General features: G+C 70.0%; 30 protein-coding genes. 15 read left to right on the top strand and 15 right to left on the bottom strand.

From position 1 onward, the window contains the following. Positions 1–10: 10 nt before the first annotated feature. Complete coding sequence (locus H6G16_RS10805) at positions 11–784, bottom strand: hypothetical protein (protein WP_190390325.1); 774 nt, start codon at positions 782–784, stop codon at positions 11–13. Between the two features lie 68 nt (positions 785–852). Between H6G16_RS10805 and H6G16_RS10800 the strand changes: the two genes are divergently transcribed. Continuing rightward, entirely contained in the window at positions 853–1,362 is a 510-nt protein-coding gene (locus H6G16_RS10800; RefSeq protein WP_190390324.1) for a DUF456 family protein, read from the top strand. Here the strand turns inward: H6G16_RS10800 and H6G16_RS10795 are convergent. Next, positions 1,352–2,509 carry a cysteine desulfurase family protein gene (locus H6G16_RS10795; RefSeq protein ID WP_190390323.1) on the bottom strand — a complete coding sequence of 386 codons (1,158 nt, stop codon included), beginning with the start codon at positions 2,507–2,509 and terminating at the stop codon, positions 1,352–1,354. The genes H6G16_RS10800 and H6G16_RS10795 overlap by 11 nt on opposite strands. Positions 2,510–2,532: 23 nt before the next feature. Between H6G16_RS10795 and H6G16_RS10790 the strand changes: the two genes are divergently transcribed. Genes H6G16_RS10790 through H6G16_RS10775 form a run of 4 tightly spaced genes read left to right on the top strand, consistent with a single transcriptional unit; the run spans position 2,533 to position 5,441 of the window. Next, on the top strand, positions 2,533–3,048 hold the full coding sequence (locus H6G16_RS10790) for a hypothetical protein (RefSeq protein ID WP_242036377.1): 516 nt from the start codon (positions 2,533–2,535) through the stop codon (positions 3,046–3,048). Positions 3,049–3,068: 20 nt separating this feature from the next. Continuing rightward, positions 3,069–3,788, top strand: a complete 720-nt coding sequence (locus H6G16_RS10785) for a response regulator transcription factor (protein WP_190390321.1) — start codon at positions 3,069–3,071, stop codon at positions 3,786–3,788. A gap of 23 nt (positions 3,789–3,811) precedes the next feature. After that, on the top strand, positions 3,812–4,798 hold the full coding sequence (locus H6G16_RS10780) for a pseudouridine synthase (protein WP_242036376.1): 987 nt from the start codon (positions 3,812–3,814) through the stop codon (positions 4,796–4,798). Then, on the top strand, positions 4,791–5,441 hold the full coding sequence (locus H6G16_RS10775) for an alpha-ketoglutarate-dependent dioxygenase AlkB (protein WP_190390320.1): 651 nt from the start codon (positions 4,791–4,793) through the stop codon (positions 5,439–5,441). The genes H6G16_RS10780 and H6G16_RS10775 overlap by 8 nt, the downstream gene beginning before the upstream one ends. Positions 5,442–5,473: 32 nt before the next feature. Here H6G16_RS10775 and bchM read toward each other — a convergent pair whose 3' ends face one another. Both bchM and H6G16_RS10765 read right to left on the bottom strand, forming a co-directional pair. Then, on the bottom strand, positions 5,474–6,193 hold the full coding sequence (gene bchM / locus H6G16_RS10770) for a magnesium protoporphyrin IX methyltransferase (protein ID WP_190390319.1): 720 nt from the start codon (positions 6,191–6,193) through the stop codon (positions 5,474–5,476). Between the two features lie 25 nt (positions 6,194–6,218). Beyond that, positions 6,219–7,388, bottom strand: a complete 1,170-nt coding sequence (locus H6G16_RS10765; protein WP_190390516.1) for an N-acetylglucosamine-6-phosphate deacetylase — start codon at positions 7,386–7,388, stop codon at positions 6,219–6,221. 101 nt (positions 7,389–7,489) lie between these two features. Here H6G16_RS10765 and purE point away from each other — a divergent pair, with 101 nt between their 5' ends. Both purE and H6G16_RS10755 read left to right on the top strand, forming a co-directional pair. Then, positions 7,490–7,996 (top strand): 5-(carboxyamino)imidazole ribonucleotide mutase, encoded by a 507-nt coding sequence (gene purE / locus H6G16_RS10760; RefSeq protein WP_347238878.1) that lies wholly within the window; start codon positions 7,490–7,492, stop codon positions 7,994–7,996. Then, positions 7,996–9,108 (top strand): AI-2E family transporter, encoded by a 1,113-nt coding sequence (locus H6G16_RS10755; protein ID WP_190390318.1) that lies wholly within the window; start codon positions 7,996–7,998, stop codon positions 9,106–9,108. Before purE ends, H6G16_RS10755 begins: the two co-directional genes overlap by 1 nt. Here the strand turns inward: H6G16_RS10755 and cysC are convergent. From cysC to H6G16_RS10740, 3 genes are read right to left on the bottom strand one after another with little or no spacing between them, the layout of a single operon-like run. After that, on the bottom strand, positions 9,065–9,715 hold the full coding sequence (gene cysC / locus H6G16_RS10750; RefSeq protein ID WP_190390317.1) for an adenylyl-sulfate kinase: 651 nt from the start codon (positions 9,713–9,715) through the stop codon (positions 9,065–9,067). The two genes, H6G16_RS10755 and cysC, sit on opposite strands and share 44 nt — an antisense overlap. A gap of 55 nt (positions 9,716–9,770) precedes the next feature. Beyond that, positions 9,771–10,145, bottom strand: coding sequence for a diacylglycerol kinase (locus H6G16_RS10745; RefSeq protein WP_190390316.1), 375 nt, complete (start codon positions 10,143–10,145; stop codon positions 9,771–9,773). Between the two features lie 4 nt (positions 10,146–10,149). Further along, a complete protein-coding gene (locus H6G16_RS10740) occupies positions 10,150–10,482 on the bottom strand; it encodes a translation initiation factor (protein ID WP_190390315.1) in 333 nt (110 codons plus the stop codon). A gap of 174 nt (positions 10,483–10,656) precedes the next feature. On the opposite strand from H6G16_RS10740, the gene H6G16_RS10735 reads away from it, so the two are divergent. Beyond that, positions 10,657–10,824, top strand: coding sequence for a hypothetical protein (locus tag H6G16_RS10735; protein ID WP_190390314.1), 168 nt, complete (start codon positions 10,657–10,659; stop codon positions 10,822–10,824). On the opposite strand, the gene H6G16_RS10730 is transcribed toward H6G16_RS10735, so the two are convergent. The 3 genes from H6G16_RS10730 to H6G16_RS13145 are packed head-to-tail and all read right to left on the bottom strand — an operon-like array spanning position 10,796 to position 11,899. After that, the gene (locus tag H6G16_RS10730) at positions 10,796–11,254 is read right to left on the bottom strand and encodes a TA system VapC family ribonuclease toxin (protein WP_190390313.1); all 459 of its coding nucleotides are present in this window, start codon (positions 11,252–11,254) and stop codon (positions 10,796–10,798) included. The genes H6G16_RS10735 and H6G16_RS10730 overlap by 29 nt on opposite strands. Further along, the gene (locus H6G16_RS10725; RefSeq protein WP_190390312.1) at positions 11,251–11,535 is read right to left on the bottom strand and encodes a CopG family transcriptional regulator; all 285 of its coding nucleotides are present in this window, start codon (positions 11,533–11,535) and stop codon (positions 11,251–11,253) included. The genes H6G16_RS10730 and H6G16_RS10725 overlap by 4 nt, the downstream gene beginning before the upstream one ends. 10 nt (positions 11,536–11,545) lie before the next feature. Then, positions 11,546–11,899 (bottom strand): translation initiation factor, encoded by a 354-nt coding sequence (locus tag H6G16_RS13145; RefSeq protein WP_242036374.1) that lies wholly within the window; start codon positions 11,897–11,899, stop codon positions 11,546–11,548. A 128-nt stretch (positions 11,900–12,027) separates the two neighbouring features. Between H6G16_RS13145 and trpB the strand changes: the two genes are divergently transcribed. Continuing rightward, a complete protein-coding gene (gene trpB / locus H6G16_RS10715; RefSeq protein ID WP_190390311.1) occupies positions 12,028–13,299 on the top strand; it encodes a tryptophan synthase subunit beta in 1,272 nt (423 codons plus the stop codon). A 28-nt stretch (positions 13,300–13,327) separates the two neighbouring features. Here trpB and H6G16_RS10710 read toward each other — a convergent pair whose 3' ends face one another. Further along, positions 13,328–13,942, bottom strand: a complete 615-nt coding sequence (locus H6G16_RS10710) for an isochorismatase family cysteine hydrolase (protein ID WP_242036373.1) — start codon at positions 13,940–13,942, stop codon at positions 13,328–13,330. A gap of 66 nt (positions 13,943–14,008) precedes the next feature. Between H6G16_RS10710 and H6G16_RS10705 the strand changes: the two genes are divergently transcribed. Further along, on the top strand, positions 14,009–15,367 hold the full coding sequence (locus H6G16_RS10705) for a glutamine synthetase (protein WP_347238867.1): 1,359 nt from the start codon (positions 14,009–14,011) through the stop codon (positions 15,365–15,367). Next, a complete protein-coding gene (locus H6G16_RS10700) occupies positions 15,367–15,909 on the top strand; it encodes a peptide deformylase (protein ID WP_190390310.1) in 543 nt (180 codons plus the stop codon). The genes H6G16_RS10705 and H6G16_RS10700 overlap by 1 nt, the downstream gene beginning before the upstream one ends. Here H6G16_RS10700 and H6G16_RS10695 read toward each other — a convergent pair. The 4 genes from H6G16_RS10695 to H6G16_RS10680 all read right to left on the bottom strand — a co-directional run bounded on the left by H6G16_RS10695 (position 15,906) and on the right by H6G16_RS10680 (position 18,610). After that, positions 15,906–16,730, bottom strand: a complete 825-nt coding sequence (locus H6G16_RS10695) for a methyltransferase domain-containing protein (RefSeq protein ID WP_190390309.1) — start codon at positions 16,728–16,730, stop codon at positions 15,906–15,908. The two genes, H6G16_RS10700 and H6G16_RS10695, sit on opposite strands and share 4 nt — an antisense overlap. Continuing rightward, positions 16,727–17,176: a TerB family tellurite resistance protein gene (locus H6G16_RS10690; RefSeq protein WP_190390308.1), complete on the bottom strand. Its 450-nt coding sequence runs from the start codon at positions 17,174–17,176 to the stop codon at positions 16,727–16,729. Before H6G16_RS10690 ends, H6G16_RS10695 begins: the two co-directional genes overlap by 4 nt. 59 nt (positions 17,177–17,235) lie before the next feature. Beyond that, the gene (locus tag H6G16_RS10685; RefSeq protein WP_190390512.1) at positions 17,236–18,144 is read right to left on the bottom strand and encodes an HrcA family transcriptional regulator; all 909 of its coding nucleotides are present in this window, start codon (positions 18,142–18,144) and stop codon (positions 17,236–17,238) included. Positions 18,145–18,271: 127 nt separating this feature from the next. After that, positions 18,272–18,610, bottom strand: coding sequence for a rhodanese-like domain-containing protein (locus H6G16_RS10680; protein ID WP_190390307.1), 339 nt, complete (start codon positions 18,608–18,610; stop codon positions 18,272–18,274). 96 nt (positions 18,611–18,706) lie between these two features. Here H6G16_RS10680 and H6G16_RS10675 point away from each other — a divergent pair, with 96 nt between their 5' ends. Genes H6G16_RS10675 through nuoH form a run of 4 tightly spaced genes read left to right on the top strand, consistent with a single transcriptional unit; the run spans position 18,707 to position 23,174 of the window. Further along, positions 18,707–20,320: a DUF3352 domain-containing protein gene (locus H6G16_RS10675; protein WP_190390306.1), complete on the top strand. Its 1,614-nt coding sequence runs from the start codon at positions 18,707–18,709 to the stop codon at positions 20,318–20,320. Further along, positions 20,292–20,819, top strand: coding sequence for a histidine phosphatase family protein (locus H6G16_RS10670; RefSeq protein WP_190390305.1), 528 nt, complete (start codon positions 20,292–20,294; stop codon positions 20,817–20,819). The genes H6G16_RS10675 and H6G16_RS10670 overlap by 29 nt, the downstream gene beginning before the upstream one ends. A 45-nt stretch (positions 20,820–20,864) precedes the next feature. Continuing rightward, the gene (locus tag H6G16_RS10665; RefSeq protein WP_190390304.1) at positions 20,865–22,019 is read left to right on the top strand and encodes a citrate synthase; all 1,155 of its coding nucleotides are present in this window, start codon (positions 20,865–20,867) and stop codon (positions 22,017–22,019) included. A gap of 24 nt (positions 22,020–22,043) precedes the next feature. Beyond that, positions 22,044–23,174 (top strand): NADH-quinone oxidoreductase subunit NuoH, encoded by a 1,131-nt coding sequence (gene nuoH / locus H6G16_RS10660; protein ID WP_190390303.1) that lies wholly within the window; start codon positions 22,044–22,046, stop codon positions 23,172–23,174. The last annotated feature ends 22 nt before the right edge of the window (positions 23,175–23,196 follow it).

Genomic DNA, 23,196 nt, shown 5'->3' with positions numbered 1-23,196 from the left:
GCCCTGGGCCTCAGCCCTGGCCGATCAGGCCGGTGCGGTCTTCAGCGCCGAACAGCTGGCGGAAGGCCGCCGTGGAGATGCACAGCACCAGGGGCACCACCACCAGCAGGCCGCCGTAGCTGAACAGGGCGCCGATGCTGTGGATGATGCCCTCGACGATGCCGAGCCAGAGCACCATCCACCAGCTGGGGTTCACCACATTCACGCCTGAGCCGATCGTCTGGGTGGCGCGGGAGGTGCCCAGCAGCGCCACCTGGATCAGGAACTTCTGGGTCACCAGCAACCAGATGAAGAAGACGGCCACCACGATCATCGGAATCACGGCGAGGGCCTGGTTGACCATCCCCAGCCCAGCGCCGATCAGGGCCGCGATGGCACCGGCCACCGCCACCAGGATCGCCAGCAGGATCAGGGAGCCCAGCAGGCGGGCACTGGCGGGCCGATCCCAGCGGGTGAAGTCGGCGAAGCAGGGCTTGCGGCCCTCCAGGCTCAGCCAGGCGCCGCGGGTGAGCCCCACCACGGTCCAGAGGGCCACGATCACGTAGCCGATCACGCCCACAAGGAGGGCAACCCAGGCGCCGGCGGGGTGCACGGCCATCAGTTCATCCACCTCCGCCAGGCGGGCGCCGCCCACGGCGGCCAGGGCGGCAAAGGGCAGCAGGATCAGGCCGGCCAGTGCCTGGAACAGCAGGAAGGTCCAGGGGGCGCGGCAGAAGGCACCCCAGCCATCTTCCACGGCCTGGAGAACGCGCAGGCGACTGTCGCCGGAAGGGGTGAGGGCCATGATCATGGGCAGATGGACCGGACGGTAGCGATGGAGACAGCAGGGCGCATCCCGCCTGTAGGGGTTTGATGGAACCGGCTTCGCTGCTCTGGTGGCTGGCCCTCGCCATCCAACTGCTGGCGATTCCCGGCGCCCTGCTGCCGGTGTTGCCGGGTCTGGCCCTCTTGCCCCTCGGAGCCCTGGTGTGGATTGGTGCTGTGGGCTGGAGCGCTGGCTGGCCGCCGCTGCTGCTGGCGGGGGTGCTGCTGGTGCTCGGCTGGGGCACCGAGGCCCTGGCCCTGGTGCTTGGCCCTGCCCGGCTCCAGGCCAGCCGCTGGGCCGCTCTTGGGGCGGGCCTGGGTCTGGTGGTGGGGGTGCTCGGTCTGTTGCCGGCCCTGCCGGTGGGTGGGCCCTTGCTGGGGGTGCTGCTGGGCCCGTTCCTGGGGGCGAGCCTGGCCCAGGGACTGGCGGCCCGGGGCGCTCCGGGCCGCGCGCTGCTGGTGGGTTTTGCGGTGGTGGCCGGCATGTTGGTGAGCCGGCTGGCCCAGGCCCTGCTGGCGCTGGTGGGGGTGGTGGGCTTCCTCTGGCTTACGCGCTGAGACGCAGCTCTCGCACCGCCGCCGCCACCGCCGTGATCGCCAGGTCGATGTCCTCGGCGGTGGTGCTCCGTCCCAGCCCGAAGCGGATTGAGGCGGCGGCCTCGGTGCGGCTGCGGCCCAGGGCCGTCAGCACGGGCGAGGGGGATCCCTGGCTGCAGGCCGAACCGCTGCTCACGGCCAGCTGGCGGCGCAGCCGCCGGTGCAGTTGGGTGCCGTCCACGCCCTGCACGGTCACGTTCAGGTTGTGGGCCAGCCGCGGGGCCCCGGCGCCGTCGGGGGCCACCCCGTTGACCTCCACGCCGCCCAGGTCGCGCAGGCCCGTCCAGAGCTGGTCGCGCAGGGCCCCGAGCCGGGCGCTGCGCGCCTCCCGGTCGGCCTCGGCCCGCACCAGCGCCTCGCCCAACCCCACCACCAGGGGCACCGGCAGGGTGCCGGCCCGGCGCCCCTCCTGCTGGCCGCCGCCGTGGAGCTGGGGGGCCAGCCGCAGCTCCGGCCGCACCAGCAGGGCCCCCACCCCTTTGGGCCCGTAGCACTTGTGGCCGCTGAGGCTGAGCAGGTCGATGCCCAGGGCGTCCATGGCCAGGGGGATGTGACCGGCGGCCTGGGCGGCGTCCACGTGCAGCAGCACCCCCCGGTTCCGGCACAGGGCCGCGATGGCGGCGAGGGGTTGGAGCACGCCGATCTCGTTGTTGGCGGCCATCACGCTCAGCAGCAGGGTGTCGTCCCCCAGGGCCGCCTCCAGTTGGTGCAGGTCCACCAGGCCATCGGCCTGCACCGGCACCAGGCTCACCGGGAACCCATGGCGGCCCAGGTAGGCCAGGGGATCCAGCACGGCCCGGTGTTCGCTCACCAGGCTCACCAACCGCCGCCTGGGGCTGCCAGAGTCCAGGGCCGCCTCGCAGCAGCCCTTGAGGGCCAGGTTGTTGGCTTCGGTGGCGCCGCTGGTGACGATCACGGCCTCCGGGATGGTTCCCAGGGTCCGGGCGATCCGGCCCCGGGCTTGCTCCACGGCGGCGGCGGCCTCCAGGGCCGGGCGGTAGAGCCGGCTGTCCGGGTTGGCGCAGTGCTCGCTCCACCAGGGGGCCATCGCCGCCACCACCGCCGGATCGCAGGGCGTGGTGGCGTGGTGGTCGAGGTAGGCGAGCATGGACAGGCCTGCAGGACTCCATGTTGCCAACAGCCTTGCGTTGGGTGCTGCCGCTGGCCTGCGCGGCGGCCCTTGCTGCCGGAACCAATCCCGCGGCCTGGGCCGAGGGGGGCGGGGTGCGGCCCGAGGATGCCCGCCCGCCTGGCCTGATCCTGCTGGAGGAGCGCCCCGGCCTGGGGGGCAAGCAGGCCATTGGCGTGTACGGCGCCGTGGCCGATCGCGACACCCCCGGCCTGTGGCGGATCAAGTTTTGGGATGAGCAGCCCAACGACGTCAAGGTGCGCAGCGAAACGATCCGTTGCAGCCCGGCCGCGCCGATGCGGGTCACCAGCAATGGCGCCTACCTCTTCCTGCGCGAACTCAACCCCGGCGGCGCGATCACCCCCGCCAACCGCATCGACCACCTGGTGTGGTGGGCCACCTGCTTCCCCGAGCAGGCGGGCAAGGATCCGGCCGGGTTGGCGGCTCTGGCCCGCCAGCTGGGCTACAGCGGCACCCTGCGGGAATCCGAGCAGATCGTGCCTGGACGCCCCCGCTGAGAGCCTGCAGACTTGCGCCCATGACTGTTGAACCCGATCCCGCCCAGGCCACGCCCGTGCGTTTGCTGCTGGTCGACGACGAACCCGGCCTGCGTACGGCCGTGAAGGCCTACCTGGAGGATGAGGGCTTCGCTGTCACCACCGCCAACGACGGCGAAGAGGGCTGGGCCGTGGCCCAGGAGATGCTGCCGGACGTCATCCTCAGCGACGTGATGATGCCCCGCCTCGATGGCTACGGGCTGCTCCAGAAGTTGCGGGCCGATGAGCGCCTGGGCGGCACGCCGGTGATCTTCCTCACCGCCAAGGGCATGACGGCCGATCGGGTCACCGGCTTCCAGGCCGGCTGCGACGACTACATCCCCAAGCCCTTTGACCCGGATGAGTTGGTGGCGCGGGTGAACAACGTCGTCAAGCGCCAGCAGCGCCTGCTGGCGGAGGCGGCCCGCTTTGCCGACGCCGACATCGGCCAGCTGTCCAAGCAGATCACCGAAATCCGCTCCCTGCTCGCCACCGGCGGCACCAAGAAGCTCGCCACGGCGCCGGAGCACGTGTTCACGCCGCGGGAGGCCAGCGTGCTGCAGCTGGTGGCCGAGGGGATGATGAACAAGGAAATCGCCCGGCGCCTGGAAACCTCGATCCGCAACGTCGAGAAGTACGTCAGCCGCCTGTTCATCAAAACCGGCACCGCCAGCCGCACCGAGCTGGTGCGCTACGCCCTCGAGCACGGTCTTGTCGACTGATCTGTTGCGGGGACTGAACCGTCTTGTGGACTGAGCTCCCGGCGGCCTTGAACCGGGGCCATGCCTACCGCGACCGCGTGGCCCCGGCGGATGCCGGCCAGTGGGTCAGCGCCTTTTACGCCGCCCGCTATGGCCACTCCGGTGCCCAGGTGTGGCAACAACGGCTCGCCGCCGGGGAGATCGACAGGAACGGTCAGAGGCTCCAGGCCGATGTCGCCCTCGCAGCCGGGGATCAGCTGATCTGGCATCGGCCCCCCTGGCAGGAGCCCGCCGTGCCGGTGTTGCCCGGCCCCCTGTTCGACGACGGCGACCTGCTGGTGTTCGACAAGCCCAGTGGCCTGCCGGTGCTGCCGGCCGGGGGCTTCCTCGCGCACACCCTGCTGGCCCAGCTCCAGGCCCGCTGGCCCGAGGCCCGGCCCGTGCATCGCCTGGGGCGCTTCACCTCGGGCCTGCTGGTGTGCGCGCGCCGCTCCGGCAGCCGCGCCTGGCTCAGCGCCCAGCTACGCGACAGCACCGCCGCGGGCCGCGATCCAGTCGCCTCTGCCCGGCCCTGCAGCAAGACCTACCGGACCCTGATTGTGCCCCCGGCGCCCGCGTCCCCCCTGCTGGCCCTGGAGCCCGACCACCAGCTCAGCCTCACTACGCCGATTGGCCGCTGTCCCCATCGGCGCCTGGGCACCATCTGGGCCGCGGCTCCGACGGATCCCGCTGCCCTGCCGGCCTGCAGCACGCTGCGCCTGCTGGAACGGGCTGATCGCGCCTGGCTGGTGGAGGTCACGATCGCCACGGGGCGTCCCCACCAGATCCGCATCCACACCGCCGCCGCCGGGGCTCCGCTGCTGGGTGATCCGCTTTATGCCCCGGGCGGGTTGGCGCTCGATCAGGCTCTGCCGGGGGATGGTGGCTACCACCTGCATGCCCACCGGTTGCGGTTGGCCTGCCCCGATGGCGGCCTGCTGGAGCTGGAGGCGCCGTTGCCTGAGCTCCTGCGGGGTGCTGCCGATGGCTGAGCGCCTAATCGAGCGGCCCGGGCTGCGGCTGCGCCACTGGCCCGCCTGGCTGCCCCCGGCCCGGGCGGCCGAGCTCCTGGGGGCGCTGCGGGACGAGGTGCCCTGGAAGCAGGAGGCGATCACCCTCTACGGCCGCCGTCACCTGCTGCCGCGGCTCACCTGCTGGATGGCCGATCCCGGCTGCGGCTACCGCTACAGCGGCCTGGCCAACGTGATTGAGCCCTGGTCGCCGGCCGCCGCCGCGCTGCGCCAGGCGCTGCAGGAGCTCACGGGGTGGCGCTTCAATTCCCTGCTGCTCAACCGCTATCGCGATGGCCGCGACGCCATGGGTTGGCACGCCGATGACGAACCCGAGCTCGATGGCGCTGCGCCGATCGCCTCCCTCAGCCTGGGGGCCCCCCGCGACTTGCGCCTGCGGCCCCAGCCCAGCCCCCGCAGGCCTTCTGGACTGACCTCGCCGGTGGGCTACAGCATGGGCCTTGGCAGTGACGGCAGCGGCTGCACTCCGTTCAACCTCCCCTTGCGCAACGGCGATCTGCTGCTGATGGAGCCGCCCACCCAGCTGTGGTGGCAGCACGCCCTGCCCCGGCGGCTGCGGCTTCAGCAGGAGCGGCTCAACCTCACCTTTCGGGTGGTGGGTTGATCGGGGGGTGGGTTGAAGGCCCGCTCCCAGGCTCAGGCTCCCTTTCGCTCAAAGGCGATCAACCGGGAGAAGTAGAAGGGGGCCTTGTTGAGGCTGCGGCGCATCGGCTTAAAGCCCGCCTCCTCGGCCGCTTTGACGATGCCGGCCTCGCGCAGGGTGTAGGCGCGGGTGGTCTTGCTGGGGCCGGGGAACAGTTGGCCGATGCCCTTGAGCAGGGCCAGCAGCGGCGTGTAGGGGGCAAAGCTCACGATCAGATGCTGTTCCGCCATCGAGGCCAGGTGGCGCACCATCGCCTCGGCGGGCTGCTGGGGGTAGTGGATGAACACATCCAGGCAGATCACCGTGTCGTAGCGGCCGCTCAGGCTTTCGAGATCCGAGGCCAGAAAGCTGATCCGGCCCGGGGCGATGCCCGCTGCGCCAGCCCGGCGCTCCGCCTCCTGCACCATGGCGGCGGAGAGGTCGGAGGCGGCGATTGAGCCCGCCCCCAGCTGGGCCAGGGGCAGGGTCAGGCTGCCCACGCCGCAGCCGGCGTCACAGAAGCTGTGCTGCTCCAGGTTGCCCTGCTCTTCGAGCCAGGCCAGCACGTTGTCGACGGTTTTCTGGTGGCCAATGCGGATGTTGCGCTGCACCCGGTTGACGTCGTCGCTGTCGCTGTAGATGCGATTCCAGCGGTCGAAGCCGGTGGTTTCGAAGTAGCCCTTCACCTCGAGTTTCTCGGCCTGGTTGGCTTCCAGCAGTTGCTCGGGGGACATGGAACTTCCGGTCGTGGCGCGGATCCTAGGCAGTGGCCTCCAGGCCGGGTCGCCGCCAGATCAGGCCCTCTGATCCGTCGTGCCAGCGCAGGGTCTCGATCAGCGGTGTGCCCAGCAGCAGCTCGGGCAGGGTGCGGTCATCCCCCAGCACCCGCCGGGGCACCACGGTGGCGGCGGCGATGGCCCGGGCCGGATCGCCCGTCCACTGCGCCAGGCGCCGCGCCCCCTCCAGCAGGGGCAGGGTCACGCCCGCCAGGGTGCCATCCTCCAGCCGGCAGCTGCCGTCCTGCACGATCAGCAGCCGTTCATCCCAGCGGTGCTGGCCCTCCCCCAGGCCGTAGGGGGCCAGGGCATCGCTCACCAGCACCACCTGCTCCGGGGCCAGCCGCTGCAGCAGCACCGCCATGGTGGGCGCCACGTGCACGCCATCGGCGATCAGGCCGATCGCCACGTCCCCCCGCAGGGCGGCCGCCGCCACCGGTCCCGGTGCCCGCCGGTGCATGTCGGGCATGGCATTGAACGCGTGGGTGAGCATCGTCACCCCCGCCGTGAAGGCGGCGTGGGCCTGGGCTTCACTGGCGGCGCTGTGGCCCAGGCTCACCACGATGCCCCGTTCCGCCAGGGCGGCGATCACCGTGTCGGCGCCCTCGAGCTCGGGGGCGAGGGTCACCAGATCGATGTCGTCTTCGAAGCCGGTGATGCGCTCCAGCAGGGCCGCCAGGCTCGGGCTGGCCAGGTGCTGGGCGGGGTGGGCGCCGCGCCGCGTGGGCTCCAGAAACGGGCCCTCCAGATGGGCTCCCAGCAGCTGGCAGCGGCCCGGGCGGTGGGCCTCCCGGGCTGCTGCCAGCACGGCCAGGGCCTGGCGCAGCGGCCCCACAGCGCAGGTCACCAGGGTGGGGCAGATCGCCTCCACGCCATCGCGCCACAGCCGCTCCAGCAGCTCCCCCAGCCGCGGCAGGTCGGCCTCGCCGAGTTCGGGGAAGGCCAGCCCGAGGCCGCCGTTGATCTGCAGGTCCACCCCGGCTGGGCTGAGCCAGTCGCCGCCCCAGTCGTCGCCGGCGGCCCGGCTGCCGTCCGGCAGGGGCTCCACCACCGCGATCAGGTTGTCGTCGTTGAGGCCGATGCGCCAGCGCTGCTGGCCCCCGTGGCTGCAGCGCCGGGCCTGGGCCAGTCGAACGTTGCTGAGCCAGCGCATGGGCAGAAGGGCCGCCAGACGGGAGAATGCCATTCTCCGCCTGCGCCTGTGTGGTTGCCCTTCCCTCCCCAGGCTCTGCTGAACCCCACGCCATCGCCCGCGTGGCCGTGGTGATGGGCAGCGACTCCGACCTGCCCACGATGCAGCCGGCGGTGGCGCTCTTGCAGCGCTTCGGTGTGGCCGTGGAGGTGCGGGTGTTGTCGGCCCACCGCACGCCGCTGGAGATGGTGGATTTTGCCCAGCAGGCCGCCGGCCGAGGCCTGAAGGTGATCATTGCCGGCGCCGGCGGAGCGGCCCACCTGCCCGGGATGGTGGCCTCCCTCACCACCCTGCCGGTGATCGGCGTGCCGGTGCAGAGCCGGGCCCTCTCCGGCGTGGACTCGCTCCATTCGATCGTGCAGATGCCCGCCGGCATCCCCGTGGCCACCGTGGCCATCGGCAACGGCACCAACGCCGGGCTTCTGGCGGTGCAAATTCTGGCCACGGCCGATGCCCCCCTCGCCGAGGCCCTGACGGCCTACCGGAGCGAGCTGCACGCCCAGGTGACGGCCAAGGACGCCCGCCTCCAGGAGCTGGGTAGCCAGGCCTATCTCGCGCAGATGGGCTGATGCTCGAGCGGCTCGTCCTGCCCCCCTGGTTGAAGGCTGGCCTGGCCCTGCCCTTGCTGGTGCTCAATCTCTGGGTGCTGCGCCAGTTGCTGCAGCCCCTGGCCCCCTTCCCGGCCCTGTTTGTGGCGGCGGCCCTGATCGCCTTTCTGCTCGATCTGCCCAGCCGCTGGCTGATGGGCCGGGGTCTGCCGCGGGGCTTGGCCTACGCCCTGGTGGTGGGGGTGAGTGTGGGCCTGATCGGTCTGGCCGCCGTCTGGTTGGTGCCCCGGCTGATCGAGCAGCTGGGCGAGCTGATCACGGCCCTGCCCGCCTGGTTGGCCCAGGGGGAAACCCTGTTGCAGCAGCTGCAGGACTGGGCGGTGGCGCGGGGTCTGCCCACCGATTTCGGCGACCTCAGCAGCGAATTGCTCACCCGCACCAGCCAGCTCGCCCGCCAGTTCAGCCAGCAGCTGCTCAGCCTGTTGGGCACCACCGTGGGCCTCACGGTGAACACCGTGATCGTGCTGGTGCTGGCGGTGTTTCTGCTGCTCGGCGGTGAGGGGATCAGTGCCGGCCTGGCCCAGTGGCTGCCGCCGCGGGTGCGGGAGCTGGTGGTGGCCACCTTGAACCGCACCTTCCGCGGCTATTTCGCCGGCCAGGTGGTGCTGGCGTTGATTCTGAGCCTGGCCCAGATCGTGGTGTTCACCCTGCTGGGAATTCCCTATGGGGTGTTGTTTGCGGTGGCGATCGGTTTCACCACCCTGGTGCCCTACGCCAGTGCCCTCACGATCGTGGTGGTGAGTGTGCTGCTCGCCCTGGATGATCCCCGCACGGGCCTGGAAGTGCTGGCCGCGGCCATCAGCGTGGGCCAGGTGGTGGACCAGGTGATCCAGCCCCGGTTGATGGGGCGGATCGTGGGGCTGCAGCCGGCCTGGCTGTTGATCAGCCTGCCGGTGGGGGCCCGGTTGGGCAGCCTGCTGGGCCTGGGGGATCTGCTCGGCCTGGTGCTGGCGGTGCCGGTGGCCAGCTGTGCCAAGACCTTCCTCGATGCCTGGGGCGACCAGCTCCGCTCCGCTGAGGTGCCGGTGGTCAGCTCGCCTGCGGGATCACGCCCTGACCCGCCAGATAGCTGAGCACCACGGCCACCGAATCCTCCAGGCTCTGGGCGCCGGTGTCCACCCGCAGCTCGGGCTGCTCGGGGGCTTCATAGGGGCTGGAGATGCCGGTGAACTCCTTGATTTCGCCGGCCCGGGCCTTGGCATAGAGCCCCTTGGTGTCGCGCTGCTCGCACACCGCGAGATCGGCGGCGCAGTGGATTTCGATGAAGTCGCCGGCGTCCACCAGGGCGCGGGCCTTGTCGCGGTCGGCCTTGAACGGCGACACGAAGGCGGTGAGCACCACCACGCCCGCATCGAGGAACAATTTGCTCACCTCGCCGATGCGGCGGATGTTCTCCTCGCGGGCGGCGTCGGAGAAGCCCAGGTCCTTGCAGAGGCCGTGGCGGATGTTGTCGCCATCCAGCACGTAGCAGCTGAGTCCCCGCTCAAACAGGGCGGAGTTCACGGCGTTGGCTAGGGTGCTTTTGCCGGAGCCACTCAGGCCCGTGAACCAGAGGATGGCGCTGCGGTGGCCCTGCTGTTCGGCCCGGGCTGCCCGGTCCACCGTGGTGTGGTGCCAGGCGATGTTGGTGGAGGCTCCCTGGTTGGTGAGTTCGCCGTAGGGAACCGTGGGGGCGGACATCGGTTGAACTGCGCGCTGGTTGGCCCAGTATCCAACTCGGCAAAGGTTCGCTTGTTCAGCTGTGGCCTGAGATCAGCAGCCGCCAGGTCTCCAGCAGGATCACGCCCGCCCAGGCCAGCACGCACACCCCCACGCCTGCCGCGGCGATGTCCTTGGTGGCACCTATCTGTGGGGTGGCTTCGGGCTGCACATAGTCACAGAGCTCTTCGATCGCGGTGTTGATCAGTTCACTGGCTAGCACCAGCGCTGTGGCCACCAGCAGCAGCTCCAGATCGGCCCAGGCCCGCTGGGTGAAGGCAATCGCCAGAAGGATCAACGACACCACGAGGGTGTAGGCCACGCCCTTGTCGCGCAGAGCGAAGCGAAGCCCTTGCCAGGCCACCCGGCATTTGCGCAGCGGTTCATACGGCCTCGGGCTGGTGCTTGGCACTGGATCAGCCCCCCGCCTGCTTCGGCCTGTAGCCGGCCTTCTCCAGTGCCACCAAGGCGGGTGCCACCTGGTCGCCCTGCAGTTCAATCACCCCGTCTTTCACGGTGCCGCCAGTGCCGGCGGCGGCCTTGAGCTGTTTCAGCAGGGTCTTCAGCTCGCTTTCAGGCGCTTCCAGGCCGGTGATCGCCGTCACCATCTTTCCGCCCTTGCCCGCCTTGGTGCGCTGCACCCGCACCCGCTGCTGGGCCTTGGGGGTGGGCCCGCCAGGCGGGCCGCTGGCCGTGCCGCGCTCGAGGCTCTCCGGCCTGCTGAATTCCTGCCAGCCGCCTTTGGCCATGTCGAAATCTGGGTCTCTGCAGCGGAGTCTGATCTTGGACAGGCGGCCGACACGAGTAGGCATCACTAGCAAGGGCCAGGTCACGATCCCCCAGGCGATCCGTGAGCAGTGCGGGCTGTTGTCCCACGCCGAGGTGCGCTTCGAGCTGGAGGAGGGGCGGGTCCTGCACAGGAGATGGTCCAGGCTTTGAAGACCACGGTGGTTTCGCTGTTCGGTGTGGCTGTATGGCTGGTTGGCCACCAGCTCAGCCATCCCGATCGCCTGGGCCTGATGGAGGCGATCGATGAGCTGCCCGCCGACCTGCGAGCCCATGTCAGCCAGGTGGGGCGCCGGCTGGCCTGACGTCGTTGAGTGGATTGGTCCAGTGCAGGCCAGGAAAGCGACTGAAGTCGCTGTCGTTTGAGTGCACGGTGGCCTGGTTTTCGATGGCCAGGGCGGCGATGTGGGCATCGGTCATCAGGGCCGCAGTGAGCACGCCGGCTTCGCCAAAGCTCGTCAGGATGCCGAGGTGGCGCGGGCCTGGCTGGAGGAGCAGCACCGCCGGCTGATCCAGCCAGGAGCGCACATGGCCCAGGGCTGTTCCAACGCCCATGGGCCGCGGCAGCACAGCCCGGCTGGTCATGATCCGCAGAAAGCCCAGGGCCACAACCCATGGGATCGCCACGGGCTGGCGTCCGCGAACGCCCTGCTCCCACCACGTCTTGGCCTGCTGATGGTGGGGGGCGTCGGAGTTGTAGGCATACACCAGCAGATTGACATCGGGAATGATCACGATGAAGGCTGCCCCTGGGTCTTCTGGACAACTGAGAACTGCTCGACCTCGAGTTGATCCAGCAGTTGGTTGAGCCGCAACGGATCAATGCCCGGCAGCAACCCGCAGGACTGGGGCTGCACCACAAACGGCCGATCATCGGTTGCAGGGGGATGTTGCCCGGCCGACAGCCCTTGGCGGATCACCGCATTCACTACCTCTTTGAAGCTTCGCCCTGATAGGCGAGCTGTGCGATTGAGTTCTGCGGCGAGATCGTCGTCCAGGGTCAGCGTGGTGCGCACAAATCACCTTTCAGCCAGAGACATCATGATGCTTTGCAAAAGGCGCGTCAAGATGTGTGGTCTGTAAGGGCTTGGGTCTGCGTGCCCAGCCCCCCGCCTGCTTTGGCCTGTAGCCGGCCTGCTCCAAGGCTGAGATAGCCGGGGCCACCTGGTCGCCCTGCGGCTCGATCACGCCGTCTTTGACGGTGCCGCCTTTGCCAGCGACGCCATCGAGGCGGTGGATGCGCTTCTGCCGCAGCACCTCTATGCCTATCGGCCGATTCCCCGCGAGGCCTCCTTCCTCGCCGCTATGGCCCACGCTGACTACCGCCAGCGCGGTGGCCAGCGCACGATGATCCTTCCTGATTTTCTGATCGGGGCCCATGCTCTTCTGGAGTCCACGGGACTGCTCACCAGAGATGAGCGTTGCTATCGCCAGGCATTTCCCGGTCTACGGTTGATCCTTCCTTGAGAGCTGCCTCCCTAGGCTTGCCTCACTGCGCCTAGCCACCGGTGACAAGCACCGTCCCTCCCATCTCCGTAGCCAGCGGCGTCGATCCTGCCGCCCTGGAGTTGGCGGCTCGCCCCAACAGCCTCGGCCGCTACGGCCAGTTCGGAGGCCAGTACGTGCCGGAAACCCTGATCCCGGCCCTGGCGGAGCTGGAGCAGGCGGCCGCTGAGGCCTGGAAGGATCCGGCCTTCACCGACCGGCTCAACCACCTGCTGCGCACCTACGTGGGGCGCCCCAATCCGCTCTATGAAGCTGAGCGGCTCACGGAGCACTACCGCCGGCCTGAGGGCGGCCCGCGCATCTGGCTGAAGCGGGAAGACCTCAACCACACCGGTGCCCACAAGATCAACAACGCCCTCGGCCAGGCGCTGCTGGCCCTGCGCATGGGCAAGCAGCGGATCATTGCCGAAACCGGTGCCGGCCAGCACGGCGTGGCCACCGCCACCGTGTGTGCTCGCTTTGGCCTGGAGTGCGTGGTGTACATGGGCGCCGAGGACATGCGCCGCCAGGCCCTCAACGTGTTCCGCATGCGGCTGCTGGGGGCCACGGTGCAGCCCGTCACCGCCGGCACCGCCACCCTCAAAGACGCCACCAGCGAAGCCATCCGCGACTGGGTCACCAACGTGGAGACCACCCACTACATCCTGGGTTCGGTGGCCGGCCCCCATCCCTTCCCGATGCTGGTGCGCGACTTCCACGCCGTGATTGGGGAGGAAACCAAGCGCCAGTGCCACGAGGCCTTCGGCCGCAACCCCGATGTGCTGGTGGCCTGCGTGGGCGGTGGCTCCAATGCCATGGGCCTGTTCCACCCCTTCGTGCAGGACACCGCCGTGCGCCTGGTGGGGGTGGAGGCCGCTGGCGATGGTGTGGCCACCGGCCGCCATGCCGCCACCATCACCGAGGGCCGGGTGGGGGTGCTGCATGGCGCCATGAGTCTGCTGCTGCAGGACGAGGAGGGCCAGGTGCAGGAGGCCCATTCGATCAGTGCCGGTCTCGATTACCCCGGTGTGGGCCCCGAGCACAGCTACCTGAAAACCATCGGCCGGGCTGAATACGGCGCCGTGACCGATGCCGAGGCCCTGGAAGCCCTGCAGCTGCTGTGCCGCCTGGAGGGCATCATCCCCGCCTTGGAAACGGCCCACGCCTTCGCCTGGCTGGAGAAGCTCTGCCCCACCCTCGCCCCCGGCACCGAAGTGGTGCTCAACCTCTCGGGCCGCGGCGACAAGGACGTGAACACCGTGGCCGAGAAGCTCGGCGACCAGATGGGAGGCTGAGCCCCGATTGGCTCCAGGCAGGACGCCTTCAGCCAGCACGCTTCAGGAGTGCGGTGAAGGCGTCGACGCTCAGCAATGCGGCGTAGCCGCGAAAGCAATCCAGCGCCGCCCTATGCCGCTCCGGCGTCTCGGCCTGGCAGGCGTCGGTCAGGCACACCACCTGGTAGCCCCGGTCGGCGGCGTCTTTCACCGTGTGGTCGATGCACTGGTCGGTGAGCAGGCCCATCACCACCAGGGTGCGGATGCCGATGTTGCGCAGCAGGTAATCGAGCGTGGTGGAGCTGAACGGCGACGACGAGCTCTTGGCCAGCACCAGCTCATCGGCCCATGGCGCCAGTTCGGGGATCACCTGGGCGGCGCGGCTGCCGGGGGGGAAGCCCATGCCGCAGCGCTTGTAGTCAAGGCTGCGGTCACGGCCGTCGGCGGTGAGGTTGGCCATCACCGTGTGGATCACTTCCAACCCGCTCCGGCGCGCCGCCGCTAGGGCGCCTTGGGCGGCGGGCAGGGTGTGGGTGCGGAACTGGCCATCAAAGGCCGGCCGCGGCCGTGGCTGAGCATCGCCGCAGGTGCCCTGTTGTAGATCCACCAGCAGCAGGGCCATGGCGCCGGGCTGCCACCAGGTCGGCAGGGGATCCAGTTCCATGGGGGGCCTCCTCCATGCGGGCAACGCCGGCCGGGGCAATCATGGCCGCAGTGCCGCGGTTGGTCCGTGTCGAAGCCCCTGTCGCCGCCGGTTGCCGCCCTCGCCGATCAGGGCATCCGCTGGGTGGCGATCACCTGGGTCAACCATGCCGGTGCCCCCTTGGTGAAGGTGGTGCCCCTGGCCTGCTTCGATGCGGCTGCGGCCGTGGGGGTGGGCTTTTCGCCCGTCTCGGATGCCTTCCGCGCCGATGGCGCCATCGATCCGGTCCATCGCCTGGCCTGCCCCGATGGGGACCTGCGTCTGCGGGCCGATGCCGCGGCCCTGGCGTTGTTGGAGCCCGCCAGCGGCTGGGCCTGGGCGCCAGGGGAGCGCTTCGAGCGCTCCGGCGAGCCCTACGCAGGGGATCAACGGCACCGTTGTCGCCAGCAGCAGGAGCAGCTTCACCAGGCCGGCGTGGAGCTGCGGGCCGGCTTCGAACTGGAGTGGCTGGTGGCCAGCCATCGCCCCGATGCCGAGCCCCAACCGGCCTTCCCCGGTGGCCCCTACGGCGCCGATCGGCTGATGGAGGGTCTGGATTACGCCACGGCCCTGCTCGATGGGCTGGAGGCCGCCGGCATTCCCTGGCAGCAGTTCCACCCGGAATACGGGGCCGGGCAGTTCGAGCTCGCGCTCGCTCCGGGCACGCCCCTGGAGGCGGCCGACCGGCTGGTGCACGCCCGGCTCGTGATTCAGCGGGTGACGCGCCGCTTTGGCTGGCGCTGCAGTTTCAGTCCCAAGCCCAGCCTGGAGCGGGTGGGCAATGGGGGCCATCTGCACCTGAGCCTGCAGCGCGATGGCCTGCCGCTGCTGGAGGGGGGCGGCGGCCCCGGTGGGCTCAGCGATGCGGGTGGCGCCGTGCTGGCGGCCCTGCTGGAGGAGCTGCCGGCCCTGCTGGCCCTGGCCTGTCCCCTGGAGATCTCCTACCGGCGCCTGGCGCCAGGGTCGTGGTCGGCGCCCTTTCAGGTGTGGGGCATCGAGAACCGGGAGGCGGCCCTGCGCCTGATCCCCACCGCTGCCGATGGTGCCGCTGCCCACCTGGAGCTCAAGGTGGCGGATCTGGCGGCCAATCCCTACCTGCTGCTGGCGGCCGTGCAGGCCGTTGCAGGGGCGGGGCTGGATCAGGCCCGGCCCCTGCCGCCGCCGGTGAGCGGCGATCCGGCCCATTTGCCGGCTGGTGCGGCCGTGCGGTTGCCCGCGCGCTTGGCCGAGGCCTCAGCCGCCTTCGCCGCCAGTGCCGTGCTGCGCCAGGCCTTTGGGGAGGAGCTGCACGCCAGCCTGCTCGACAGCCAGGCCGCCGAGGTGCGCCGCTGCGCGGGCCTCAGCGATGCCGAGCTGGCGGCAGCCGATGGCTGGTGGCCGCTGGTGGGTGGCCTGGGCTGGGCCTGATGGCGGTACGCACCGTTCTGCGGCTGGGTGATCCCTGTCTGCGCCGATGCGCCCAGCCCGTGGTGGATGTGGCGGATCCAGCCCTACGGCAGCTGATGGTGGATCTGGAGGACACGATGGCGGCCTGCAGCGGCGCCGGCCTGGCCGCACCCCAGATCGGTGTGCCGCTGCGGGTGGTGCTGTTCGGTGGCGGAGGGCCCAATCCGCGCTACCCCGATGCCCCGGCGATCCCCCGCACCCTGTTGATCAACCCGGTGCTCACCCCCCTGGGTCCGGAGCGCGACGAGGGTTGGGAGGGCTGCCTGAGCGTGCCGGGGCTGCGGGGGCGGGTGTCCCGTTGGCGAGGGTTGCGTTACCAGGGGATCGATGCTGATGGTCAGCCCGTCGATCGTTGTGTGGAGGGCTTCCATGCCCGGGTGGTCCAGCACGAGTGCGACCATCTCGATGGCGTGCTGTTCCCCGACCGACTCAGCGATCCCACAGCCTTTGGATTCATCCCAGAGCTCGAGGCTGCCGGGCTGATTCCAGCGGTCCCCGGTTAGGGACGCCTGGCCTGGATCCACAGCTGCAGGGGGCCGACGGCATAACAGCCGGGCTGGTTCTGCGCCCGTTGCAGCGCGGCGCGGGCTGCCGTGAGGTCCTGCTCGGTCCAGATCCCTTGGCGCACCAGTTCCGGCCCCATCAGTGCGATCACGTCGGCCAGCCATTCGGTCACCGCCGCGTCCCCACCCAGTACCAGCGGTTCCAGCACTTCCAGTTGGAGCCCCGCCGCCGCCAGGAGCCCGGGCAGCCGCCTGGCCAGCACGGGATCGCCGCCGGAGGCGGCAATGGCCCGATCCACCCCGCGCCCGAAGCCAGCCACGGCAGTGGTGCCGGCATCGCTGCCATGCAGCGCCAGGGTTGTCCAGTCGATCGTTTCCAGAAAGAGCATCCGGCCGCCTTGCCCGAGCAAGGGCACGAGCCGCTCCACGAGTCGGGCGCCATCCTCGAGGTAGACGGCGACCCAGCGGCACCAGATCAGATCGAAGGGGCCAGCGGGAAGGGGGTCGCGCAGCAGATCGGCCTGCAGCACCTCGAGCTGGGCCAGGCCGCTGGCCCTGGCCCTGGTCTGGCCATGGGACACGAAGCGGCTGTTGCGCTCCACGGCCACCACCGAACCCGCCGGACCCACCAGGGCCGCCAGGTCCAGGGCCGCCGCGCCAGGCCCGGCACCCACGTCCAGGACCCGCAGCCCTGGTGCCACGCCTGCCTTCCGCCAGGCCTCCATGCAGGCTGGGCGGAACAGGGCGTGCTGGCGCAGCAGCCGTGCGAGCTCAGCCTCACTCGTGCCGACGACGTAGGACTCCTCAGCGGCGGGTTTCATCCCTGGCCTGGCCAGTCGAAACGATGCCCGAAGACGGAGTAGAGCACCTGCCAGAGATTGGGTTGCTTCTCCAGTGCTTGGGCCGCTTCGGCTTCGATGGCGCTGCGTTGCTCCGGGCTCAGTCCCAGGCCTTTAGCCAGGCGGTTCAAGATGGCGTTCTCCTCGTCGCAGATGAAGGCATCGTCCTGCGGCTGTCTGGATGCCGAAGCCACCATCACCGCGGTTTTCATGGCCAGTTCCCGTTGGTCCGGCTTCACCAGTACGGCCAGTTCCTCGATGGAGGATGGATCGGATACCTGATCTTCCCAGGTGACGAATTTGGCCTGCAGTTTGTATTGCTCACTCAGCGATTGCAGCAGATTTTCTTCTTCAAGGGAGACCCCTCCGTCGGCCAGCGCGACCAAATTGAGAAGTCTGAGGATCACGCCTGCCGATTGGAGATCCACGCGGGTGTTCCAATGGAATGGGCCATCAGGGTACTGATGGACGCTGGCTCAGGATCGGCTCAACCGAGCAGCCGCTCCAGCACCTGGGCCACCGAGCGCACGGCGGCCCGGGCGGTGGCATAGGCCATCCGCATCGGCCCCACCAGGGCCACCTGGCCGATGCCCCCATCGCCGCTGCGGTAGTTGGCCTGCACCACGGCGCACTGGTGCAGGGCCCGGTGGGGATGCTCGGCGCCGATCCAGATGCCTGGCTGGGGCAGGAGTTGTTGGGGCGCATCCTCCACCAGCTCCACCAGGGGGCGCAGGCTCAGGGTCTGGCTGAATTCCGGTTGGGCCAGCAGCCCCGCCAGGCCCGTGGTCACGGCGCCTTCCCCTTCCAGGTGGCGGGATTGCCCATGGCTGGCCAAGGCCTGGCGCAGCACCGCCCCACTGCTGCCCAGATGGGAGGGCAGGCAGCTCCAGTCGATTGCTCCCCCCTGGAGCTGGCCGCTCACCCACCGCTCCAGCGGCTCCAGTTCCGGTTCGGCCTGGGCGGGGAGTCGCAGGTTGAGGCTGCTGGCGGTGGCGCCGCCTTCCACCAAAAACACCAACAGCCGCTCGCCACTGGCCACCAGCCGCAGGGCCTGCAGCTGGGGTTGGTGGCGCTGGGGCCGGGTGATCAGGCTCAGTAGGCCGGTGAGATCGGCCAGGCGCCGGCTGAGGTGCAGCAACAGGTCGTCGAGGGCGGCCCACTGCAGGCTCAGGCCGGTGAGTTCCCGCTCCAGCTGCAGGGCCGCGGCCCCGGGGGGCGGCAGCAGCTGATCCACGTAGGTGCGATAGCCCTGCTGGCTGGGGATCCGGCCCGCCGAGGGGTGGGGCTGGGTGAGCAGGCCACGCTGCTCGAGGGCCCCCATCGCCGAGCGCACCGTCGCCGGGCTGGCCTGCAGGCCGAAGCGGCGCACCAGGGTCTGGCTGCCGACGGGCTCCATCGTGTCCACGTAGTGGCGCACCGCCAACTGCAGCACCTCCTGCTGCCTGGGGGGCAAGGGCCTGGTGGACACAGACTGCAAGCGAATGCTGCAGGGGTGGGGCGATCGTAGTCAGATCCAGCCCCTCTCAGTAGCGGGGCACGGCGGGATCCACCTCCACGCTCCAGGCGTCGATGCCCCCCTGGAGGTTCCAGACCGCGCCGTAGCCGTGCTCCTGGATGAGCCAGCAGCCCAGGTGCCAGCTGCGCACGCCGGCATGGCACACCACCGCCACGGGACGGTCGCGATCGAGCAGCTGGGGGAGGTTGGCGATCCAGTCGCTCGAGCGGCTCAGGGGCAGGTGCACCACGGGGTGCGGCAGCCGGGCCAGCTCCAGTTCGGCGTCTTCGCGCACATCCACCAGCTGGATGGCCTCGCCCCGCTCCAGCCGCGCCTGCAGGTCGCGGGCTTGGATGTTGGTTGGCATCCCCTGGCCTGGGGACTGCGGTTGGACGTCTGGGCTGCGCATCGCGGGCAGAGGGGGAGGGTTGGGGTCAAGATGGACCCATCCTGCGTGGGACGCATGAAGGCCCGCCCGTTTCTGGCGGTCGTGCTGGCGGCGGTGTTGCTGTTGCTGAGCCTGGCGGCCGGTGGCTGGTGGCTTGTGCTGCAGCGCTCCCCCCTGCAGTTGCAGCACCAGGCCCTGGTGTCGCCTCGGGCCGCCCGCTTTGTGCCCCGCCAGGCCGCCTTGAGCCTCTACTGGCTGAGTGATGGGGAGCAGCCGGTGGGCTATGCCCGGGCCGTGGCCCCCCCGCGCCAGCGGCGCCAGGCCGCCGAGGCGGTGGCCCGCCTGCGGGACGGAGGCTTTGCCGCGGCGGGTCTCGACTACCCCAGCGAGCTGGCCCCCTGGCTGGGTCGGGAACTGGGCCTGGCCCTGCTGGCGTCCGAGCCCGGGGCGGCCCCCGATGGCTGGTTGTTGGCCCTGCGCAGCCGGGATGCCGATGGGGCCCGTCGCTTCCTGCAGCGCTTCTGGCAAACCCGCAGCCTGGCCGGCACCGACCTGCAGATCAGCAGCTACCGGGGCATGGGACTGATCAGTGGCCGCGGCGCCCTGGTGGGCACCACGCCGGTGCCGATCGCCACGGCCCTGATCAACGATGACTTTGTGCTGATCGCTTCGGGCCGGGGTGTGCTGGAGCAGGCCCTCGATGTGTCCCAGATCGATGAGCTCAACCAGGCCGCCAGCCCCCGGTTTCAGCAGGCGGTGCAGCAGCTGGGTGAGGGGGCGGCGCTGCTGACGGCCCGCCCGGAGGCCCTCGGGCCCTGGCTGGGTCTGCCGGCTTCGCTCACCGCCCCTGGGGCCATCCAGGAGCTGGTGGCCAGCCTGCGTCCCGAGGGCCGCACCCTGGTGCTCGACGGCCTGCTTCAGCTCAGTCAGGAGGCTGGGGCCGCGGAGGCGTTGCCCGCCACGACGCCGGCCGCTGCCGCCACCGCTGCGGCCCTGCTGGAGAGCCTCCAGGGGCCGTCCGACAGCCTGGCCCTGGTGCAACGGCCTTCCGCCTGGCCCGCTCTCTGGCAGCCCCTGCTGGCGGCGGTGCTGCCGGCAGGAGACCAGTCTCTGCCCGCCCTGGTGGTGGCTGGGGACACCGGCCCGGTGCTCTGGAGCGAGGGCCGCCAGGGCTGGTTGCTCGGTACCGCCGTCGATCAACCGGACCCGGCCGAGCTCGATGGCCCCCTGGCCGCCCAGGGGCTGATTGCGGCTCCGCTGCCCGTGGAGGGCGATGCCAGCGTCCGCGTCTGGACCCGCCTCGAGGCTCCCCAGGCCGGCCGCCGGCCGGCCCGGACCGAACCGGCCCAGCTGCAGGCCAGCCTGGCCGGGGCCCGCTCCAGCCAGGGGCGTCTGGCCTGGTGGGGTCAAAACCTGGCGGTCCTCCAGGACCAGCGCGATGCCCGCCAGCCGCCCCGCCCGCGGCTGGAGCAGCTCGCGAGCCTGGATCTGGTTCAGGCTCCCCTTCAGTGGGCCATGGCAGACCAGCGGGCCCAGGCCCTGCTGCAGCGCTGGACCACCTGGCGACTGTTGTCCGGGCTGGCCGGCCAGCCGTTGGCTGGCGCGGTGCAGGGGCTGGGCCTGGGGGTTGAAGCTGGCCCTGATGCCGGCGCCACCGTGCATGTTCGGGCGCAACTGGGCTTTGGTTGAGCGCGAACTGCTGCTCTGGCGCCATGGCCTGGCGGAAGAGCGCCAGCCCGATGGGGGTGGCATCGGCTCCTTGGATTCGGAACGGGCCCTGACGGCCCGGGGGATCCGCCGCACGGCGGCGATGGCCGAGCAGCTGCATCGGCTCCAGCTGGACTGCGACCTCCTGCTCAGCAGTCCCCTGCGGCGGGCCCGGCAGACCGCCGAGCTTGGGGTTGCCGCCGGCCTGGCCACGGGTTTTGGGCTGGAGTCCAGCCTGGCTCCCGGGGGCGATCCGAGGCCCCTCTTGGGGGCAGGCCGCTGGCGGCGCTTGGGGCTGGTGGGCCATGAGCCCGATCTGGGCGAGCTGGCGGCCAGCCTGCTGGGGGCGCCCCCGGGCACCATCGTCCTGCGCAAGGCGGGGGCGGCCCTGATCCGCTTCGGCCCCGCTGGGGCCAGATTGGAGCTGTTGATCGGTCCCCGGTTGCTGCGGCTACGGCGCCGGTGTCCCCGGCAGCCGTAGGTTCGCCAAGATGACAGCGGCGGCTTCAACGTGACAGCGGCGGGCATGACAGCGAGTGGAGCCCAGGCTCCGAGCCCCTTTCGCCCGGGCCTGGAGGGCGTGCCGGCGACCCAGTCGTCGATCTGCGACATCGACGGCCAGCGGGGGGTGCTGACCTACCGCGGCTTCCGCGTGGATGAGCTGGCGGCCCAGAGCACCTTTCTGGAAACCGCCTACCTGCTGATCTGGGGCGAGCTGCCCACCGCTGAGGAGCTGCGGGAGTTTGAGCAGGAGGTGCAGATGCACCGGCGGGTGAGCTTCCGCATCCGCGACATGATGAAATGCTTTCCCTCCGGTGGTCATCCCATGGATGCCCTCCAGAGCAGTGCGGCGTCCTTGGGGCTCTTTTATTCCAGGCGCGCCCTGGACAACCCCGAATACATCGTGTCGGCAGTGGTGCGGCTGATCGCCAAGATCCCCACGATGGTGGCGGCGTTCCAGCTGATCCGCAAAGGCCAGGACCCGATCCAGCCCCGCGATGACCTGGCCTACGCCTCCAACTTTCTCTACATGCTGACGGAGCGGGAGCCGGATCCTTTGGCGGCCCGGATCTTTGACGCCTGTTTGATCCTGCACGCGGAGCACAGCCTCAACGCCAGCACCTTCAGCGCCCGGGTCACCGCCAGCACCCTCACGGACCCCTATGCCGTGGTGGCCTCGGCGGTGGGCACCCTGGCCGGCCCCTTGCACGGTGGCGCTAACGAAGACGTGCTGGAGATGCTGGAGAGCATCGGCAGCGAAGACCAGGTGGAGCCCTGGCTGGACCGGGCCATTGCCGAGAAGCGCAAGATCATGGGCTTCGGCCACCGGGAGTACAAGGTGAAGGACCCCCGGGCCGTAATTCTGCAGAAATTGGCCGAGCAGCTGTTCGATGCCTTCGGTCACGACCCCATGTACGACCTGGCCCGCAAGCTCGAGGCGGTGGCGGCCGAGCGGCTCGGACCCAAGGGGATCTACCCCAATGTCGACTTCTATTCCGGCTTGGTGTACCGCAAGCTCGGCATCCCGGAAGACCTGTTCACGCCGATCTTTGCCATCGCCCGTACCGCCGGCTGGCTGGCCCATTGGAAGGAACAGCTGGGTGCCAACCGCATCTACAGACCCTCCCAGATCTATACCGGTCCGGCAGGCCGCGACTGGCAGCCCATTGGGGCCCGCTAAGTTGCCCCCATCTGAGCTGCCGCCATGGTGACCAACACAGCTCCCGGTTTGGATCTAGAGGCCAGCTTTGAGCAGGCCCTCGAAGGCCTCGGCCTGAGTCCGGGGGCGGCCCACCTGCTCTGGCTGCCCCTGCCGATGGTGCTGGTGCTGGTGGCGGCGGTGGTGGGTGTGCTGGTGAACGTGTGGCTGGAGCGCAAGATCTCCGCCGCCGTGCAGCAGCGGATCGGTCCGGAATATGCCGGCGCCCTCGGAGTGCTCCAGCCCATAGCTGACGGCATGAAGCTGGTCTTCAAGGAGGACATCATTCCGGCCAAGGCCGATGGCCTGCTGTTCACCCTCGGCCCGGTGCTGGTGCTGATCCCGGTGATCCTCAGCTGGTTGGTGGTGCCCTTTGGCCAGCACCTGCTGATCAGCAACGTGGGGATCGGCATTTTTCTGTGGATCTCCCTCAGCAGCATCCAGCCGATCGGCCTGCTGATGAGCGGCTACGCCTCCAACAACAAGTACTCCCTGCTGGGTGGTCTGCGGGCGGCGGCCCAGTCGATCAGCTACGAGATTCCCCTGGCCCTGGCGGTGCTGGCGGTCGTGATGATGAGCAATTCGCTCAGCACGGTCGACATCGTCGACCAGCAGACCGGCGCCGGCATCCTCAGCTGGAACATCTGGCGCCAGCCGGTGGGCTTCGTGATCTTCTGGATCTGCGCCCTGGCTGAGTGCGAGCGCCTGCCCTTCGACCTGCCGGAGGCCGAGGAGGAGCTGGTGGCGGGCTACCAGACCGAATACTCCGGCATGAAGTTTGCCCTCTTCTATCTGGGTAGCTACATCAACCTGGTGCTCTCGGCCCTGTTGGTGTCGGTGCTCTACCTCGGCGGTTGGGGCTTCCCGATCCCGGTGGAGTGGCTGGCTGGCTGGTTGGGCCAGCCCATTGACGCCCCGCTCGTGCAGCTGATCACCGGATCGGTGGGCATCGTCATGACCGTGCTGAAGGCCTATCTCCTGGTCTTCCTGGCGATCCTGCTGCGTTGGACCACCCCCCGGGTGCGCATCGACCAGCTGCTGGATCTGGGTTGGAAATTCCTGCTTCCCATCGCCCTGGTCAACCTGCTGATCACGGCGGCCCTGAAGCTCGCCTTCCCGGTCGCCTTCGGCGGTTGACCCCGCCTTGACCCAGGCCCCC

The sequence above is a fragment of the Cyanobium sp. FACHB-13342 genome, assembly GCF_014697415.1.
GTDB lineage: Bacteria > Cyanobacteriota > Cyanobacteriia > PCC-6307 > Cyanobiaceae > Cyanobium_A.
The sequence above is the reverse complement of the archived record's forward strand: the minus strand, read 5'-3'. Positions and strand labels throughout refer to the sequence as shown.